Annotated in this window: 18 protein-coding genes; 11 read left to right on the top strand and 7 right to left on the bottom strand. The window is 67.8% G+C overall.

Annotated features, from left to right (window positions below; all coding sequences use genetic code 11):
- The first annotated feature begins 7 nt into the window (after positions 1–7).
- The 4 genes from A5790_RS06330 (at position 8) to A5790_RS06315 (ending at position 4,877) form a co-directional block, all read left to right on the top strand.
- A complete protein-coding gene (locus A5790_RS06330; RefSeq protein ID WP_066841960.1) occupies positions 8–688 on the top strand; it encodes a YoaK family protein in 681 nt (226 codons plus the stop codon).
- A 9-nt stretch (positions 689–697) separates the two neighbouring features.
- Positions 698–1,528, top strand: a complete 831-nt coding sequence (locus A5790_RS06325; protein WP_066841958.1) for an SDR family NAD(P)-dependent oxidoreductase — start codon at positions 698–700, stop codon at positions 1,526–1,528.
- A gap of 3 nt (positions 1,529–1,531) precedes the next feature.
- Entirely contained in the window at positions 1,532–2,299 is a 768-nt protein-coding gene (locus A5790_RS06320; RefSeq protein WP_066841956.1) for a fructosamine kinase family protein, read from the top strand.
- A 142-nt stretch (positions 2,300–2,441) separates the two neighbouring features.
- Positions 2,442–4,877, top strand: coding sequence for a hypothetical protein (locus A5790_RS06315; RefSeq protein ID WP_066841954.1), 2,436 nt, complete (start codon positions 2,442–2,444; stop codon positions 4,875–4,877).
- Positions 4,878–4,887: 10 nt separating this feature from the next.
- On the opposite strand, the gene A5790_RS06310 is transcribed toward A5790_RS06315, so the two are convergent.
- The gene (locus tag A5790_RS06310; protein WP_066841952.1) at positions 4,888–5,973 is read right to left on the bottom strand and encodes a phosphodiester glycosidase family protein; all 1,086 of its coding nucleotides are present in this window, start codon (positions 5,971–5,973) and stop codon (positions 4,888–4,890) included.
- A gap of 273 nt (positions 5,974–6,246) precedes the next feature.
- On the opposite strand from A5790_RS06310, the gene A5790_RS06305 reads away from it, so the two are divergent.
- Entirely contained in the window at positions 6,247–6,528 is a 282-nt protein-coding gene (locus A5790_RS06305; protein WP_066841950.1) for a GlsB/YeaQ/YmgE family stress response membrane protein, read from the top strand.
- Here A5790_RS06305 and A5790_RS06300 read toward each other — a convergent pair.
- Positions 6,525–7,829, bottom strand: a complete 1,305-nt coding sequence (locus A5790_RS06300) for a sorbosone dehydrogenase family protein (protein WP_066841949.1) — start codon at positions 7,827–7,829, stop codon at positions 6,525–6,527. The two genes, A5790_RS06305 and A5790_RS06300, sit on opposite strands and share 4 nt — an antisense overlap.
- Complete coding sequence (locus tag A5790_RS06295) at positions 7,807–8,568, bottom strand: pirin-like bicupin family protein (protein ID WP_066841946.1); 762 nt, start codon at positions 8,566–8,568, stop codon at positions 7,807–7,809. The genes A5790_RS06300 and A5790_RS06295 overlap by 23 nt, the downstream gene beginning before the upstream one ends.
- Before the next feature lie 67 nt (positions 8,569–8,635).
- On the opposite strand from A5790_RS06295, the gene A5790_RS06290 reads away from it, so the two are divergent.
- Positions 8,636–9,100 (top strand): MarR family winged helix-turn-helix transcriptional regulator, encoded by a 465-nt coding sequence (locus A5790_RS06290; RefSeq protein WP_066841945.1) that lies wholly within the window; start codon positions 8,636–8,638, stop codon positions 9,098–9,100.
- On the opposite strand, the gene A5790_RS06285 is transcribed toward A5790_RS06290, so the two are convergent.
- On the bottom strand, positions 9,075–10,199 hold the full coding sequence (locus A5790_RS06285) for an NDMA-dependent alcohol dehydrogenase (protein ID WP_066841943.1): 1,125 nt from the start codon (positions 10,197–10,199) through the stop codon (positions 9,075–9,077). The two genes, A5790_RS06290 and A5790_RS06285, sit on opposite strands and share 26 nt — an antisense overlap.
- A gap of 152 nt (positions 10,200–10,351) precedes the next feature.
- Here A5790_RS06285 and A5790_RS06280 point away from each other — a divergent pair, with 152 nt between their 5' ends.
- Entirely contained in the window at positions 10,352–11,236 is an 885-nt protein-coding gene (locus A5790_RS06280; RefSeq protein ID WP_231987618.1) for a DUF4436 family protein, read from the top strand.
- Positions 11,237–11,272: 36 nt separating this feature from the next.
- Here A5790_RS06280 and A5790_RS06275 read toward each other — a convergent pair whose 3' ends face one another.
- A complete protein-coding gene (locus tag A5790_RS06275) occupies positions 11,273–12,295 on the bottom strand; it encodes a sigma-70 family RNA polymerase sigma factor (RefSeq protein WP_066841941.1) in 1,023 nt (340 codons plus the stop codon).
- A 16-nt stretch (positions 12,296–12,311) separates the two neighbouring features.
- Between A5790_RS06275 and A5790_RS06270 the strand changes: the two genes are divergently transcribed.
- From A5790_RS06270 to A5790_RS06255, 4 genes are read left to right on the top strand one after another with little or no spacing between them, the layout of a single operon-like run.
- Positions 12,312–13,151 carry an alpha/beta hydrolase gene (locus A5790_RS06270; protein WP_066841939.1) on the top strand — a complete coding sequence of 280 codons (840 nt, stop codon included), beginning with the start codon at positions 12,312–12,314 and terminating at the stop codon, positions 13,149–13,151.
- Between the two features lie 26 nt (positions 13,152–13,177).
- Complete coding sequence (locus A5790_RS06265) at positions 13,178–14,140, top strand: hypothetical protein (protein WP_369829769.1); 963 nt, start codon at positions 13,178–13,180, stop codon at positions 14,138–14,140.
- A 9-nt stretch (positions 14,141–14,149) separates the two neighbouring features.
- The gene (locus A5790_RS06260; protein WP_066841934.1) at positions 14,150–14,926 is read left to right on the top strand and encodes a DUF2786 domain-containing protein; all 777 of its coding nucleotides are present in this window, start codon (positions 14,150–14,152) and stop codon (positions 14,924–14,926) included.
- On the top strand, positions 14,923–15,417 hold the full coding sequence (locus tag A5790_RS06255; RefSeq protein ID WP_066841932.1) for a TIGR04338 family metallohydrolase: 495 nt from the start codon (positions 14,923–14,925) through the stop codon (positions 15,415–15,417). Before A5790_RS06260 ends, A5790_RS06255 begins: the two co-directional genes overlap by 4 nt.
- Here A5790_RS06255 and A5790_RS06250 read toward each other — a convergent pair.
- Together A5790_RS06250 and A5790_RS06245 are read right to left on the bottom strand one after the other, a co-directional pair.
- Entirely contained in the window at positions 15,414–15,743 is a 330-nt protein-coding gene (locus tag A5790_RS06250; protein ID WP_066841931.1) for a YbaB/EbfC family nucleoid-associated protein, read from the bottom strand. The two genes, A5790_RS06255 and A5790_RS06250, sit on opposite strands and share 4 nt — an antisense overlap.
- Entirely contained in the window at positions 15,740–17,275 is a 1,536-nt protein-coding gene (locus A5790_RS06245) for a hypothetical protein (RefSeq protein WP_066841929.1), read from the bottom strand. The genes A5790_RS06250 and A5790_RS06245 overlap by 4 nt, the downstream gene beginning before the upstream one ends.
- Positions 17,276–17,301: the final 26 nt, after the last annotated feature.

Raw genomic sequence — 17,301 nt, 5'->3', positions numbered from 1 at the left:
CTGGCGCGTGGCGGTCGAATCCCCTGTCTCGCAACGGCTGACGATCGCCTGTCTACTTCTGCTAACGTTCGCGACCGGTTTGATCGACGCGGTCAGCGTGCTCAAGCTCGGCCACGTGTTCGTCGCGAACATGACCGGGAACGTGATCTTCCTGGGATTCTGGCTGGTTCCGCACTCCGGGGTCGACGTCACCGCCGCGCTCGTCGCGTTCACCGGCTTCGTCGCGGGTGCGGTGGTCTGTGGCCGGTTCACCCGCCACCTCGGCACCGATGTCCGCCGGTGGCTGTCGATCACGATGACCTTCGAGGTCGTCCTGCTCGTGGTCCTGTCGGTGCTCGCCGGGGCCGGCGTGCTCGACTATCAGAACAACACGAAACTGCTCCTCATCGCCGGTCTCGCCGTGGCGTTCGGCGTTCAGAATTCCAGCGCCCAGCAGTTCGGCATCCAGGAGTTGTCGACAACGGTGTTGACGACGACCATCGTGCGAATCGGCTTCGACAGCCGGTTGGCCGGCGGAACCGGTGAACGGGAGAAGTTGCGCTACAGCGTGGTTCTGACGATGTGCGGTGGGGCGGTCGTCGGGGCGACGATGACCCGCTTCACCGTCGCGCCGATCATCGGACTCGCCGCGGCACTTGTGGCGCTCAGCGGGATCTTGTTCTGGGTAGGGGACCGGCGCGGCCGCTAGTCTTGCCACATGCCTTCGGTACTCGTCACCGGCGCGTCACGCGGAATCGGCAAGGCCATCGCCGAGCACCTGGCCGCACGTGGATGGCAGGTGATCGCCGGTGTCCGCACTGAGCGCGATGCCGAAGCGGTCACCGCGCTGGATCCGGACCGAATCTCGGCGGTCCTGCTGGACGTCACCGACGCCGGCCAGATCGCCGCCTTGGCCGACGTCTTGCCTGTGCGGCTGGACGCTGTGGTCAACAACGCCGGGGTGGTCGTCAGCGGACCCATGGAGACGGTGACGACCGATGGATGGCGAAAGCAGTTGGAGATCAACGTGATCGGCCAGCTAGCAGTCACCCGGGCGGTACTGCCGCGGATGCGGGAATCGCGCGGCCGGATCGTGTTCATCTCCAGCGTCAACGGCAGGCTGTCGATGCCGTTGCTCGGAGCGTATGCCGCGAGCAAGTTCGCGCTCGAGGCCGCGGCCGACGCGTTGCGGATGGAGTTGCAGCCGTGGCGGATACCGGTCGTCGTCGTCGAGCCGGCGCAGACCGACACCGACATGTGGCGTACCGCCGACACCATGGTGGTTGAAGCCGAGGCCGCCCTTTCCCCGGAGCACCGCGCGCTGTACGCCCAACACATCGCGGGGATGAAGAAGATGGTGCCGGTTGCCCAACGGATGGCCGTTCCTACCGAGAAGGTCTCCGCCGTGGTCGAGGAGGCGCTCACCGCGCGCCGCCCGCGACCTCGTTATGTGGTGGGGTTGGGGCCCAAGCTGCAGGTTGCCGTGGTTCCGAGGTTGCCGACCCGGGTGCGCGACGCAGTGTTGCGCCGGGTGTCCGGCCAGCCCTGACCGATGAGGGAGTTCGTCAAGCGAAACGCCTCCGCGCCTGCGAACTTCTTTGCGTGTGAAGCCGCGGGGTTGCAATGGCTTTCGGCCGCCGACGACGGTGTCCCGTGTGCGACCGTGCTCGGTTACGACGACACCAGTCTCACGTTGGAAGAGCTGCAGAGCGTCGCGCCGACCCGATCCGCGGCGCGAGAGTTCGGGTGTCGACTCGCGCGCACGCACGACGCCGGAGCCGCGGCGTTCGGGGCCGCGCCGGGCGGATGGGAAGGGCCCGGATTCTTCGGGCCGATGCAGGATCCGCTGCCCATGTCGTTGACGGGGCATGAGCGCTGGGGCACCTTCTATGCACGCGAGAGGTTGGCGCCGATGGCACGCGCCGCGGCGGATCAACTGGACGCGGAGTGCCGCGCGGCGATCGACACGGTGATGGTCAAGTGCGAAGACGGTGACTTCGACGACGACGATCCGCCCGCCCGCCTGCACGGCGATCTGTGGAGCGGCAACGTGATGTGGACACCGGGCGGTGTGGTGCTGATCGACCCCGCCGCCCAGGGCGGTCACCGTGAGACCGATCTGGCGATGCTTGCGCTGTTCGGCTGTCCCCACTTCGACGAGGTGATCGACGGCTATCAATCCGTGCGGGAGTTGCGGGCGGGATGGCGCGGCCGCGTCGGATTGCATCAGCTCTATCCGCTGTTAGCCCACGCCGTACTGTTCGGAGGCGGTTACGCCTGGCAAACATCGGCCGCGGCGCGCAGCGCCCTCGCCGGGTGATGGGCGAATGCGCTGGTTGGCCCGTCTAGTTCGATAACTAAACTTATTTACCGAGCAAACGAATTTGCTCAAATTGTAGTCTCGTGAGAGCCTGCCTGTTACGGTCACGTAAATAGCTGTTTCGTTCGAAAGGACCGGATCAGTGGCTGGCAGACACGGCAGGCATGGCAAACGCAGCCGGACCTCCAAAACAATCGCGGCGATCGGCGCAGCCACTGCGACGGCCACGGCGCTCACCATCGGCGCCGCACCCCTGCCCAAGCCGAGCGACGACTCGAAGACTCTAGTAGATACCGACGTCAACTTGGCCGCGGCGGTGAATCAGTGGCCCGGGCCCGATGAGATCCCCGACCTCACGTTCGGCCTCGGTCCGGCGGTCTACGACCTTGGCCAGGTCGCCGCAGAGGTGCTGGTCCGGCTGGTAGTGGAGAACTTCAACCTCGCCGTGCTGGCGCAGGCGGCCGGCGCCGACCCGGAGTCGGTGCTCAACAATCTGCTCGGCGGGGTGCTAGGGGAGATCCCCCCAGGTTTGCTGAAAGACGTGGTAGGCGCGATCCCGATCGACATACCGGGAGTCGCCGGCGCGCTCATCGATCCCCTCGGGATACTCACACCCGACGTGGAACAACAGCTCAGCAACCTACTGGCAGGCTCGCTACCGGAAACCATCGGCGGCCTGTTCGGGCTGCTCGGCCTCGACCTCAGCGATCCGTTCAACCTCTCCAACCTCCCCGGACCGGTCAACGTCATCACCGCGGGTCCCGTCTTCACCGTGCTCAAGTTGTTGGGAGTCGACCTCGGCTGGGTGCCCGGCTTGCCGCGCGCCATCGCCGAGGAGGTCAACAAGACCCCGTACCTCGACGTGGAAGTCAGCCTCGAGTCAGTGCTGCGCGAGCTGGAGATCCTGAACCCGGTGTTGGATCTGCTCGACATCCCCATCCCCGACATAGACGCCGTCGAGGTCCGGGTGCCGGTGGTTTTGAGCATGGGGCTCGGCGCCTTCTCCGCTGGGGCGGCATACGAGCGGATCGTCGCCGACCTGGTGAATCAACCGGGCGGAGAGAACGCCGCCGAGCATCCGCTCCTGGGCAGCATCACCATCCTCCCGATGATCCTGCTGCGCAATCCCGGGCGGGCCAACGGCGGAATGTTCGCTCGCTTCTATCCTCTGTTCGGCCTGGCGGGCATCAAGACGGTGACGCCGGAGACGGAGGCCTCCTACAGCGGCGGCCTCCCGCTGCCCGGCACCGGCCTTTCCGTCGGCGGCGCGAACCTGATCCCGATCAAGCTCGACGCGACGGTTCAGTACGACATGCTGAGCGACTTCGCGGCGTGGCCGAACCCATTCTCGTTGGCCAACAACCTCTTTGCGGGCCTGCTTCCGACCTACATGCTTCGCGGCGTCACGTTCGACCCCCAGCAGCTGCTGGAGCTCGACGATCTCGCGCAGCGCATCCGGGACGGCGATCCGCTCGCGGTCAACCTCTATCTCACGCTGCGCTCGGCGACCCTGCCGCTGCTCGAGCCGCTGTACCTTGCCGCCGACGTGCTCAACCTCGTCACGCTCGGAGGGGTCGCGCGCTACAACCCGTTCAGCATGGTGGCCAACGCGCTTGCCCCGGCGTTGACCAGCCTGGTGAACCTCGGCTACACCGACGTCTACTACAACCCGCAGACCGGCGGTTACGAGCGGTCACTGGACGAGGCCGGCGACCCGACGCCGTTCATGTCGTTCCCGAATGTCGACTGGGCTCAGGTTCCCGGCGTCATCTTCAACCAGTTGGTCCAGGGCATCTTCAAGGAGTTCTTCAGCGGCCACCCGACGGTGGGCACGCCGAACGTCCTGACCAGTCTGCTCAGGTTCCTGACCGGCGGATCCCTCTGGGGCACGACGCCAACCAGTGTGCTGACCGACATCGTCGACGAGGCGCTGGAGGAGGCCACCGAGGATATCCTCCCGGGCACCGCGCAGGAGGAAGGCGAACTACCATCGCCGACCGGCCTGCCCGATTCCGGCGCGCGGATGCTCACCCTCGTGACCGACGAACCGCAGGGCGAGGAAGCGGTCGACGAAGTTGTCGCAGGCCAGGCTGCAGACCAAGTGATCGCAGACAAGCTCAAAGACGAAGTCGTCGTTAAGAAGCCGGCGGAGGAAGGGGTCGTCGCCGAAGAGACCGTGACCGAGGGGGTGAAGCCCGCCGAGGACGACGGCGAAACCACGGTGAGCGAGACCGGCACCAAGACCGAGGACTCCAAGACCGCCGAGACCCCTGCCGATAAGACCACCGCCGATGAGACGAAGACCGGCGAAACGAAGACCGGCGGCAAGGACGGTGACACGTCGAAGAAGGGCTACAAGCCGGGCAACAAGTTCAGCCCGAGCACGGGCGCCAAGTCCGGCCCGAAGCACGCCAAGCCGGACAACGGCGAACCTGTCAAGGCGGTACCGGGATCCTCACCGCGACATGCCAAGCCCGACAACGACTCTCCGAGCGCGACCACCGGCGACGCCGGCAGCAGCACGTCCGGCACCACCTCCGGCACATCCGGTGAGGGATCCGGCAGCGCTGCGGCCTGATTTGAACGGTCTAGTTGAACGCGAGCCAGCTCGGTAGTCCGCGTTCGCGCGAATCGCACAGCACCTGCCGGGTGTCACAGGATCCGCGGGGCACGCCCGCGCCGGTCCACATACCGCCGGTGTCGCGGCGCAGCACGATCGACGACGAGCCGCCGCCGTCGAGCAGGATCGCGGTGTCACTGCCCAACCCGCGGAACAGATCCTGAATCTGGTCGGGGGTGTAGCTCCCGCCCTGGAAGACGTACATCTCGTCCTTGTCCTTGGAGTACGCGAGCGCGGTGCGCGCCGCACTCGGTCCGCCGTCGTTGAGCTGACCGGTGTCACCCGGCGCGAGCAGACCGATACCGGCGACCGCGACGAACCGCGCGCCCTCGTCGACCAGCCGCTGCACCACCGGCGAAGCCGCATCGTAGTCGTCAGGACTGGCAGGCGGCACCACATACGGCGCTCCGCCCACGGGAATGATCATGGTGGACAACGCTTTCCAGTGCTCGTTGCCGCCGGACAACCCCTGTTTACCCGCATAGGAGACGGTGCCGGTCACCGCTACGTTCGCCTTACCCTCTCCGCGGGTGTTGTCGACGTAGGCCCCCAACGGTGAACTGCATCCGGTGGACTTCCACGAGCCGCCTCGTTGGCCGCGCACGTCGAAGAAGTTGGCGTTGATCGCGATCGTCGGCTGCCCGAGCGCCTGCCAGGCCTGCAGCGGAGTGAAGATCTCCGACGCCTGCAACAGCCCCTCCCCGGTGCGGGCGCGGGGATCGCGTTCGCAGCGCGCTTGATAACCCCGGTGCGAGTCGACCAGCAGACGCGGCGCAAGCCGGGTGGAGGCCGCCTTGATGATCATCAGACGCCCGCCGCTGGTGGCCTCGTACCAGCCGCCGCCCGCGTTCAGCATCGGGGCGGGATGGCCACCGCCGAAGTTGTAGACGAGATAGGACCCTCGGGTGTTGGCGATCGCGGTGGCGAGCTTCTCGCGTGCGCCGGCGGCATTGGCGGCGGGGGCCATGGACAACACCGCAGACAGCACCGCGCACAGCAGCAGCGTCGCGACTGATGCCGCGAAGCGTCTGATGTTTGCTGGTGGCGCCGACACGCGAGGCCCCTTTGATGTTGGCGGAGGAACGAATACCACATTATTCACTACAGTCCCACTGTCAACATATATCGCAGTTACATCACGGTTGCGTTGCTGGCGGGTCGCGATTCGATGCTCCGGCGCCATGGACGGTCCCGCAGGAGTCAAATCATTGGTGTGCGACCACGCACCCGGAGAAGAGCGGGAGGCCGAATCAAGGGGTTACGAACCGCTTAAGACGGGCACTGTGTGCTTAGCGGCACATAGTGCCGCCAACTGAAGGAGTCACATATGTGGACGATCATTGTTGCGCTCGTCGTCGGCGCAATCCTCGGCGCACTGGCGCGCCTGATTCTGCCCGGTAAGCAGAACGTCGGTGTTCTCATCACCGTGCTGCTCGGTGCGGTGGGAGCCCTGCTCGGCTCGTGGATTTCGAATGAGATGTTCGGCACCGGGGACAAGATGTTCTCCCCGATCCCATTCGTCATCGGGCTGGTAGTGGCCATCATCCTCATCGGCATCTACGTAGCGATCACCGGACGGCGGGGCACGGGAGCGCCGAGAACGCGCTAACGCCCCGGCGGGGCCAACCGGTAGACCGCGTCGGCGTAGTCGTCGGTGATGTAGACGGCGCCGTCGGGCCCGGCGACCGCGGCGACCGGGCGGCCCCACCGCGAGCCGTCTTCGGACTGGAACCCGCCGACCAGCGTCTGCTTGTCGGCGAGTTCTCCGTTGCGCCAGCCGAAGAACGCCACCTCGGGGGCATACGGCGGCTCCCGGTTCCACGACCCGTGCACGCCGACGAGGGCGCCGCTGGAGTACGGGGCCGGTAGCACGCCGTCGGTGAAGCTCATACCGAGCGGGGCGGCATGCGCGCCGAGGCTCTGTTCGATCGGCGGCAGGGCCGCACAGTCGAGGCGGCTGCCGTCGGCGTTCGTCTGTACGTCGCGGATCAACGGCAGCCGCGCCGGGCCACCGTCGGGATTGCAGAAGGGCCAGCCCAGTTCGCGCCCAGGCGTCAGTCGCGCCACCGATTCCGGCGGATGCAGACTGACGTAATCCTGGCGGACCTCGCCGGTCTGCGGGTCGGCGATGTTGTCGCGGTTGTTGACGGCGGTCCACACCGCTCCGTCCGGCGCGATCGCCAGGCCGGTCCCATTGCGGACCCCGGTCGCGAACGGCTCGGCGGGGCCACCGCCCGGCGGGACCCGCATGATCGTGGCGCGCGGCGGATCGGCGTCGCGATCGGCGGCAGTGATGTTGCCCGTCGAGCCAATCGAGAAGTAAACGCTGCCGTCGGGGCCGATCGCGACTGATTTGAGGGCGTGGGCATACGCGCCGCGCAGGTCCGGACTTCCCGCGTCGGGTAGATCCCCCGCCAGGGTGCGCCGATCGGTGGCCGCGCCTTCGGCGTAGGTGTAGGCGTCGACCTGGTCGCTTTCGGCGACGTAGAGCGTGTCACCTGCGAACGCGAGCCCGTGCGGTTGATCGAGTCCTGAGAGCAGGGTCGACTGGCGGGGTTGCGCATCGGTGGGCTGCAGCCGCAACACCTCGCCCGTGCTGGGCTGCGACACCAGAAGCGCGCCGTCAGGTGCCCACGCGGCCAGCCTCGCCTTCGGGACGCGCGCCCACACCGCCATCGACCAACCGGCGGGAACGAGCGCCTGACGCGGCTCATCGAACGGCGCCTGCGCCAGGGCAGGGTCGACGGCGACGGTCACCTCGGACAGCTCCGAGGTCGCTTCCGCGGTGGCCGAGGGTTCACTCGGGGGCGGGTCCGGCGCCGGCGCTCGCCCGGAATCCGACGAACAGCCCGTCGCCAGCATCACACCTGCCATGCAGGCGATCGCGTTATGCCGCAGCCAAACTCGCATGCATCTCCCAGACCAGAATTTCGGCCGACGTCGTGGCGGTGACGCGCTGGCCACCCGTACCCGTGAAACGAACGGCGTCGCCCTCACCCAAGGGGCCCGCGCCCTCGAGCGTGACCTCGCCGCGAGGCACGAACAGGTGGAGATACGGGGCGTGCGGCAACTCGACGCTGTCACCGGCGCGCATCCGCGCTCCGTGTAGGGCGGCGTCCTTGTTGTGGATGAAGATTGCGGTCTGGTCCCGGTGTTCAGGAATACCGCTGGCGATCGTGATCAGACCGCCGCACAGCAGTTCGTCATCGATCTCGAGTTGCTGATAGCCGGGCTCGATTCCCGACTCGTCGGGGATCACCCACATCTGGACGAAATGCACAGGCTCACTGTGGGATTCGGTGCCCGTCAAGGTCCATGAGTCGTTCTTCTCGGAGTGCATGATGCCGCGACCGGCCGACATCCGTTGTGCCAGACCGGGATAGATCACGCCGGAGTTGCCGGTGGAATCCTGGTGCACCAGCGATCCGCGCAACACCCAGGTGACGATCTCCATGTCCCGGTGCGGATGGGTATCAAATCCGGTACCCGGTGCTACCCGGTCGTCGTTGTTGACCAGCAGCAGGCCGTGATGGGTGTTGTCCGGCTCGTAGTGGCTGCCGAAGGAAAACGAGTGCTTGGAGTCCAGCCAGGAGATCGCGGTCTTCGCGCGGTTGTCTGCCCGGCGGATCTCGACGGTGGGGGCGGTCATGGCTTACCTCTCGCTCGGCGCCCAGCCTAAAGGGGGCTACTGGACGCGACAACATAGATGATGTGTCATGTATTTCGTGTGGCTGACGAGGCGCGAACAAGAGGTCTGGCGGAAGTACCTGACGGTCACGAGCCGTCTGCAGACGGCCATGCACCGGCAACTGCAACGTGACTGCGAGCTGTCGCTGGCGGACTACGAGGTCCTCGTCGCGCTAACCGAGCGCGGTCCGCAGCGCATCAACGACCTGGCCGAGGCGCTCGGGTGGGAGCAGAGCAGATTGTCACACCAGCTGCGGAGGATGCGCGGGCGCGCACTGCTCGAGCGGCACGGCAGCGACGACGACCGGCGCAGCGCCAGCGTATCGATCACCGACGGTGGGCTCGGAGCGCTGCAGAGGGCTGCTCCGGGGCACGCAGAACTCGTGCGCAGCACGGTGTTCGAGGGGTTGACACCACAACAGCTTCAGGTGTTCGAGGACGTTTTGAACGCGGTGCTGGACCGGCTGGCTACCAGTCCGCCTCGTCGTAGGTGACGACGCCGCGGATGTTCTTACCGTCGAGCATGTCCGCATAGCCGGAGTTGATGTCCTCGAGGCGGTAGGTCCTGGTGACCATGTCGTCGATGTTCAGCAAGCCCGACTTGTACAGGCCGACCAGCTTCGGGGTCTCGATGTGCGAGCTGCCGCCGCCGAAGATGTTGCCCTTCAACGTCTTCTGCAACATCGTGAACAAAAACAGGTTGAGCTTGACGTCGACGTCCATCATCGAGCCCATGCCCGTCACGACGCAGGTGCCGGTCTTGGTGGTCAGCGTCAGCGCCTCTTCGATGTACTCGCCCTTCATATCGCCGACGGCGATGATCGTCTTGTCGGCCATCACGCCGTGGGTGAGGTCGATGACGGGTGCGATCGCCTCGGCCATCGACGGGTAGACGTGGGTGGCGCCGAACTTGATCGCCTGTTCGCGCTTCCACTCGTTGGGGTCGATCGCGACGACGTGGCGGGCCCCGGCGATGACCGCTCCTTGCAGTGCGCTCATGCCGATACCGCCGACGCCGACGATCACGACGGTCTCGCCCGGGTTCACCTCGGCCACGTTGGTGGCCGACCCGAAGCCCGTCGGGACCGCGCAGCCCAGCAGGGCCGCCGACTCGAACGGAATGTCTTTGTCGATCTTGACGACGGAGTCCTTGTGCACCGTCATGTGCGGCGCGAACGTGCCGAGCAGGTTCATCGGCGAGACCTCGGTGCTACCGGCATGCACGCGGGAGGTGCCGTCGGCGATCGCCTTGCCGCCGAGCAGTACCGCGCCGCGGTCGCACAGCGAGCGATGGCCCTTGAGGCATGGTGCGCATTGCCCGCACGCCGGGATGAACGCGAGGATGACGTGGTCGCCCTCCTCGAGGCCGGTGACGTTCCTGCCGACCTTCGTGATCACGCCGGCGCCCTCGTGTCCGCCGAGCGCAGGCAGCCCGATCGGGGTGGCGCCGGTGGTCAGGTGGTAGTCCGAATGGCACATGCCCGCGGCGTGCATTCGGATCTGTACCTCGTCGGCGACGGGGTCACCGATCTCGATCTCGTCGATGCGGAACGGTGAGTTGAGCTCCCACAGCAGCGCGCCCTTGGTCTTCATGGCCGCTGACTATAGAACACGTTGCAGAACAGGTGTCAACTCCGCCTTGAACTGCGCAGATAGGGGCTTCGGGCCGTCGCAGGCACCGCTGTCGGCCAGCCACCTGCGCGTCGAGCCGCTTTTGCGCGCCCCCTCGTAATACGCTGCCCGCGATGAGCACACCTTCGCCGCGATGGCGCGCTGTGCGGGCGTTTGGCGTGTTCGCCATGGCGGTGGTGTTGCTGATGGCGGTGAGCCTTGCGTTGTACGCGTCCAGCAGGCACTGGGCCGAGGACGGTCTGCAGCTCGGCGACTTCGACAAGCCCGACCGTATAGACCTGACCGTGTGGGTGAATCGGGTCGACACGGAAACGACGACCGTGGCGGCCACCGTCACCGACATCGTGGCCAACGGAAAGTACGCCGATGATGACGGCCATCTGAACCTGGACACCAAGCTGCTGAGCAATTCCTTCACCAACCCCTCGGTGAACCTGCCGAGCGGAGAGACCGTGCCTGTCATCGAGCAGAAGTTCGGGATGGTCGGGATCCCGACCGACTACCCCTTCGATCGCTACACCGCCTTCCTGGGGCTCAACATCGCGGCCGACGACGGCACCTCGCTGCCCACGACGCTCACCGTGTTCAACAACGACTCCTTCTTCCGGGTCGCGCTGGGCCCCGACCCGGACGTCGAAGGCGACAGCGTCGACGCGGATCTCTTCCTGCACCGCAGCGCACCGACGCTGGTGTTCGCCGTGTTCGTGATGCTGCTCATGCTCGGGTTGGCCGCGGCCGCCGTCACGGCGTCCTACTACGCGCTGCGGTGGCGCAGAGGCCTTGTCCTGCCAGCCTGCTCGATGATGGCGGCGATCCTGTTCGCACTGATCCCTCTGCGCAACGCCGTGCCCGGCGGCCCGCCGATCGGCTCGCTCATCGACTTCGTGGCGTTCTTCATCGCCGAGGGCGTCATCTCGATCGCGTTGATCACCAGCGTCGTGCTCGGCTACCGGCACGACATCGCCTATGAGCGCGCCGAAGCGGAAAGGTGGGCCTGACCATCGACGAGTACGCGCTGGGCCGTAAGCCGTAGTTCAGACGGTGTCGGCGAGCCCGAAGGGGGCGAAGGTCGTGGCGTGGAACGCCACGACGTGCGCGATGCCGCGGGCCGTCACGTCGAGCACGTGCATCTGGAAGGCCTCGTGTGCCCCGGTCTCGCGGTTGAGCATGTAGAGCGCGGCGGCCGGCTGACCGTTGGCGGTGGTCCGAATGAACCGCATATCCCCGGGCCCTTCGGCAGGGCAGTGCGTTTTCGACAGAGCCACGATGTTCTCCGGGCCCTGGTACCAGCCGTCGAACGGCGGCATCTCCCACACGGCATCCGCGGTGAACAACTCGACGAGCTTGTCGACGTCGTAGCTCTCGAACGCTGCGATATAGCGCGTCAGCAGGTCTTGGGCCTCCGGCGACTGCGGCGCGCGCAGCTCGTCGTCCTCGCTCGGGCCGACGGCGTCCAGCTGCGCCCGCGCCCGCTGTAGCAGGCTGTTCACCGCCGCCGTCGACGCGCCGACCGCGTCGGCGACCTCGGACGCCTTCCACTGCAGCACGTCGCGCATCACCAGAACGGCGCGCTGCCGCGGCGAGAGGTGCTGAAGTGCCGCGACGAATGCCAGCCGCACGGATTCGCGAGAGCCCACGATGACCGACGGGTCGGCCGGGTCGACCGCCTGATCGGGCAGCGGCTCGAGCCACGGCACCTCCTCGCGGGCGACGATATCGTCGAGCGGATCGGAACTCGGGGCCCCGAGGCCCGTCGGCAGCGGCCTGCGCTGCCTGCTCTCCAGCGCGGTCAGGCAGGTGTTGGTGGCGATCCGGTACAGCCACGTGCGCACCGACGATTTGCCCTCGAAGCCTTTGAACGACTTCCACGCCCGCAGATAGGTCTCCTGCACCAGATCCTCGGCGTCGTGCAGGGAACCGGTCATCCGGTAGCAGTGCGCGAGCAGTTCACGGCGATACCGCTGGGCATCGGCCAGGAAGGCATCCTCGGCGCTGCTGTCGTCGACATCGTGGGCCAGGACCGTCACGCCGCCGAGCTTAATCAGTGGGTCCGACAACGGATAGTCTCGCTGCGTGGCCACGACCCGCAGCGAACGCAGCTTCGACGGTATCGGCGGTGTGCGCATCGTCTACGACGTCTGGACTCCCGAGGGTGATCCGCGCGGTGTGGTCGTGCTGTGCCACGGATACGCCGAGCACGCCCGCCGGTATGACCACGTCGCGCACCGGTTCGGCGAGGCCGGTCTGCTCACCTATGCGCTCGACCTGCGCGGCCACGGGCGCTCCGATGGCAAACGGGTTCACCTGCGCAACATCGGCGAATACACCGGCGACTTCGGAACCCTGGTGACGATCGCCGCCGAAGAGCACCCCCGCCTGCCGCGCATCGTCCTCGGCCACAGCATGGGCGGCGGCGTTGTCTTCGCCTACGGCGTCGAGCACCCCGACGACTACACCGCGATGGTGCTGTCGGGGCCCGCCGTCTACGCCCACGACGCGGTGTCACCGGTCATGATCACCGTGGCCAAGGTCCTCGGCAGCATCCTGCCGGGCCTGCCCGTCGAGCAACTGCCGACCGAAGCGGTGTCGCGGGACCCCGACGTGGTGGCCGCGTACATGGCCGACCCGATGGTGCACCACGGCAAGCTCCCCGCCGGGGTGGCCAAGGCGCTGATCAAGGTCGGCGAGACGATGCCGCAGCGGGCGTCCGCGCTCACCGCGCCGCTGCTGGTGGTGCACGGCGAACAGGACAAGCTCATCCCCGTCGCGGGCAGCCGCCACCTGCTGTCGTGTGTCGCATCGACCGATGCGCACCTGAAGGTCTATCCCGAGCTCTACCACGAGGTGTTCAACGAGCCCGAGCGTGACCTCGTGCTCGACGACGTCACCTCGTGGATCGAGGCCAAGCTTTGAAAGCAGTTGTCGCGGGGGCGCTTTCACTGATCATCGTACTGTCGGGATGTTCGCCCTCGGGCGACGTGCAGTGGGTCGACGAGAACGTCGGCTTCACCGCCGACGAGCTGACCATCCACGGCACTTACCGGCACGAGACCGGCGACACGGTGGGGCCCGCCGCGCTTCTGATCTCCGAGAGCGGCGCCACGGACCGAAACGGCGACAACCAGGTCGCCGGGCCGGTCGGCAACATGCGCCAACTCGCCGAACTGTTGTCGGACCGCGACGTGGCCAGCCTGCGCTACGACAAGGTCGGCACCGGCCAGACCGGTCTCGGCCCGTACGCGCAGCGGCCCACCGAGGTGGTCAGTTCGGTCTACACCACGGGTGCGAAGGCGGCGGTGCGCTACCTGGCCGATCAGCCGCGGACCGACGACTCCCGCATCTCGGTCTACGCGGTGGGCGAAGGCACCATCCACGCGATGACGCTGGCTGGCGACACCGACGCCGGTGCTCCAAAGATCCACGCGCTCGGCCTCTTTCAGCCGCTGCCCGGCCGCTACCTCGACATGATCACCAACCGGGTGCGCGCCGGCGCCGCTGCGGGGACCCTGACCGCGTGGCTGGCGGCCGTCGAGCAGGTCCGGACCACGGGGACGGCGCCTGCGAACCTGCCCGAGGGACTCGGCGCGATGCTGAACCCGGGCAACGTCAATGCGGTCGTCGAAGCCGACAAGATCGACCCGCTGACGCTGGCGGCCAAGGTGCCCGCGGGCACACCGGTGCTGCTGACCTGTTCGGACTCCGACGCGCAGGCGTCGTGCGACTCGATCCGCCCCCTCGCGGACGCGCTTGGGCACACCGCGCTGACGGTCGTGGAACTCAAGGGCGTCAACCACGTGCTGCGCGACGACCCGAGCGACAACGTCGCCGACTACGCCTCCCAAGATCCGCTTTCTCCACAGGTTGTCGAAGCGCTGGACCGCTTTGTCGCCGAGCAGCCCTAATCTGGCGCCATGAGTGACGACAAGATGCTGGCCCGCATCGCCGCCCTGCTGCGGCAGGCCGAAGGCACCGACAACGCGCACGAGGCGGAGGCGTTCATGGCCGCGGCGCAGCGGTTGGCGACGGCCACCTCCATCGACCTGGCCGTGGCGCGGTCGCACTCCGACCAGCGCACGAAGGCGCAGATGCCGGTGCAGCGCACGATCACGATCGGCAACGCCGGCACCCGAGGATTGCGGACGTATGTGCAGTTGTTCACCGTGATCGCGCACGCCAACGACGTGAAATGCGATGTCGCGTCGAACTCGACATTCGTCTACGCCTACGGATTTCCCGAGGACATCGACGCCAGCCATGCGCTGTACGCGGGCCTGGTCATGCAGATGGTCAGGGCCTCGCAGGCCTACATCGAGTCGGGCGCTCACCGCCCCACGCCCACCATCACCGCGCGGATCAACTTCCAGTTGGCGTTCGGCGCCCGCATCGGCCAGCGGCTGGTCGAGGCGCGGGAGGAAGCACGCCGGGAGGCCACGAACAGCCGCGACAGCCAGCCGGGCACCGCGATCGCGTTGCGGGACAAGGACCTCGAGTTGCGCGACTTCTACCGCGAAACCTCCGAGGCGCGCGGGACGTGGCGGGCGACCAGCGCGACGGCCGGCTACTCCTCGGCCGCCCGCCGTGCCGGTGACCGCGCGGGCCGCAAGGCCAGGCTCGGGCCCAGCCCGGAAATCGCCAATGCGCGTTCGGCGCTGCCGGGGAACGGGCGCCGCGCCTCCGGGGAGACGTGACGCCGCGCGACACCCAGAGGGCGAAGGTGTACGCCGCCGAGGAGTTCGTCCGGACGTTGTTCGACCGGGCCGCCGAGCACGGCAACCGCGCCATCGACTTCTTCGGGACCTCGTTGACCCTGCCCCCCGAGGCACGGTTCGCGTCGGTGGAGTCGGTGCAGCGGTATGTCGACGAGGTACTGGCGATGCCCGCCGTGCGTCGACGCTGGCCACGGGTGGCCCCACTCGACGTGCGGCCCAGGCGGGGAGCCAGCGCCGCTCACTACGAACTCGACGACGATGGCGCCGTCATCGCGGTGCCCGAAGTCCGGACCCGTTGGGCGCTGCGCGAATTGGTGGTGCTGCACGAGATCGCACACCACCTGTGCGAGGCGGCGCCGCCGCACGGGCCGCAGTTCGTGGCCGCCTTCTGTGAACTCGCCGACACGGTGATGGGGCCGGAGGTGGCCCACGTGTTAAGCGTGGTGTACGCGAAAGAGGGTGTGCGCTAGCGGTTCCCGTCGGTGATGTCGGCGACGGCGGCGTCGATCCGGTCCCGGTCGGCCTCCAGCGACGCGGTGGCCGCGGCCGTCGCGGAGTCCAGCGCCTCGTTGAGCCGCTTCTGGACCTCCTCGACGCCCAGGCTCAGCAGGCCCTCCTCGATGACCACGCCCGCCAGCTGGTGGTGACCGTCCAACGTCACCTGGACGGTCTCGGATTCGTCGGTGCCGGTGAAGGTTTGAGCATTCATCCGGTCCAGCTGGTCGTCCATGAGCGACTGCAACTGCTGCGCCTGCCGCAACACAGCGGCGACGTCGGGGTGCATGTCGTCGCTCATGTGTCGTCTCGGCTCTCGCCGTCGGCGACCGCCCTGCGCCTACGAATGCCGACGACCGCCTCGGTCCACGGCCGGTCCTCGGTGTAGAGATCCTCGTCGGGCGCGACTCGGGGATCGCGTCGCTTTTCCTTGCCCTGTTGGGCGCCCGCACCGTGCGCCATCGGGGCCATACCGCCGGCCATGGGCGTACCCGCGCGGCCGTCCGTCGACGATCCCGGTGCGCCACCCGCCGCGGCAGGCACGGTCGGCGCAGGCGCGACCGTCTCCGCGGTCACCGGGGCTGACATCGGCGTCGCAGGCATGCCACCGCCGCCTGCGGCACCACCGCCCCTGCCACCGCCTGCCCCGGCACCACCGACAGCGGCGGGGCGCACGTGGGGTTCGGTCGCCTTCGGGCCTGACGTCGAAGCCCCAGCCGGCGCACCACCGCCCGAGGGCGCACCACCGCCCGACGGCGCGCCACCGCCCGGGGGCGCACCACCGCCCGCCGGAGCGCCACCGCCGGCCCGGGCACCACCCGAACGCGCCGCACCATCGGTCCTGTCCGCTATCGGGGACCGCTGCGGCCCGTACGACGGCACACCCGCGCGACCGCGGCCGGGTTGCGCCTCGTTGCCGCCCGGGCCACCGACGACGGCAGCGCTGTCGGTGTCGGGGGCGGACGGCATCGCGGGCCGCACGGGTGAGAAGGTGGCGCCGCTCGCATAGTCCTGGCGCACGTCGTCGGACCGCTGCTGCAGCTCCTGCAGCCGCTTTCCGATCTTGGCCATCTCGTTGGAAGTCGCGACAGAGTTGCCCACCGTCGTCTGCGCCGCGAGCTCACGCAGCTGGGTCTCCAACGCCACGTACTCGGTATGGATTCCCGCATGCTCGGCCTTCGCGGCGTCATGGGCCGCAACGATTTTCGCCGCGGCTTCCGCGAGGTCGTGCCAGCCCTCGGCGAGTTGTTCCAGCCAGCCGCTGAACTCGGCCATCCTCGCGTACGCGGCGTCGGCGGCCCGGCCCTCCCAGTCGCCGCTGGGCGGCCGCGGCGCGGCGTCCCTGACTCGGGTACTGGCCAGACCCCACTGCAGCATGGCCATTTTCAGCGATGCACCGTCGTCCCCGGCGACCAGGTCAGCCTGCGTCTCGTGCACGTCGCTGTAACCGGCCGCACCGAGTGGCTGCGGAGTGCCGACCGGATGGGGAAGCGCGGGCGGCGGCGTCGCCGGGGCGGGCACCGCGATCGCCTCGATCGCTGCCCGTCGGTCGGGGTTCTCGATCGCTCGCCCGCAGGTTTCGTCGACCTCGGTGTAGGCGTCGGCGGCGATCTGCAGCATCTCGGCGATGCGCTGGTTCTCCGTCTCGGCCCACCGCTGAAACTCCAGCAGCGACTGCGCGTTCGCGTTCAGGTTGGCGACCGCGGCCGCCGAGGACGGCAGCGCATCCGGCGGCACCACCGCTTCGGCGACGGGGGTGTGCCACTGCGTCCCGTGCATCTCTGCGGACTGCTTGGTGAGCTCCGCCGGTTCGACCCGCTGGATCTCGCCCATCGTTACCCCTGCGCCCGCATGTCGGC

The sequence above is a fragment of the Mycobacterium sp. 852002-51152_SCH6134967 genome (assembly GCF_001667105.1).
Classification (GTDB): domain Bacteria; phylum Actinomycetota; class Actinomycetes; order Mycobacteriales; family Mycobacteriaceae; genus Mycobacterium; species Mycobacterium neumannii_A.
The sequence above is the reverse complement of the archived record's forward strand: the minus strand, read 5'-3'. Positions and strand labels throughout refer to the sequence as shown.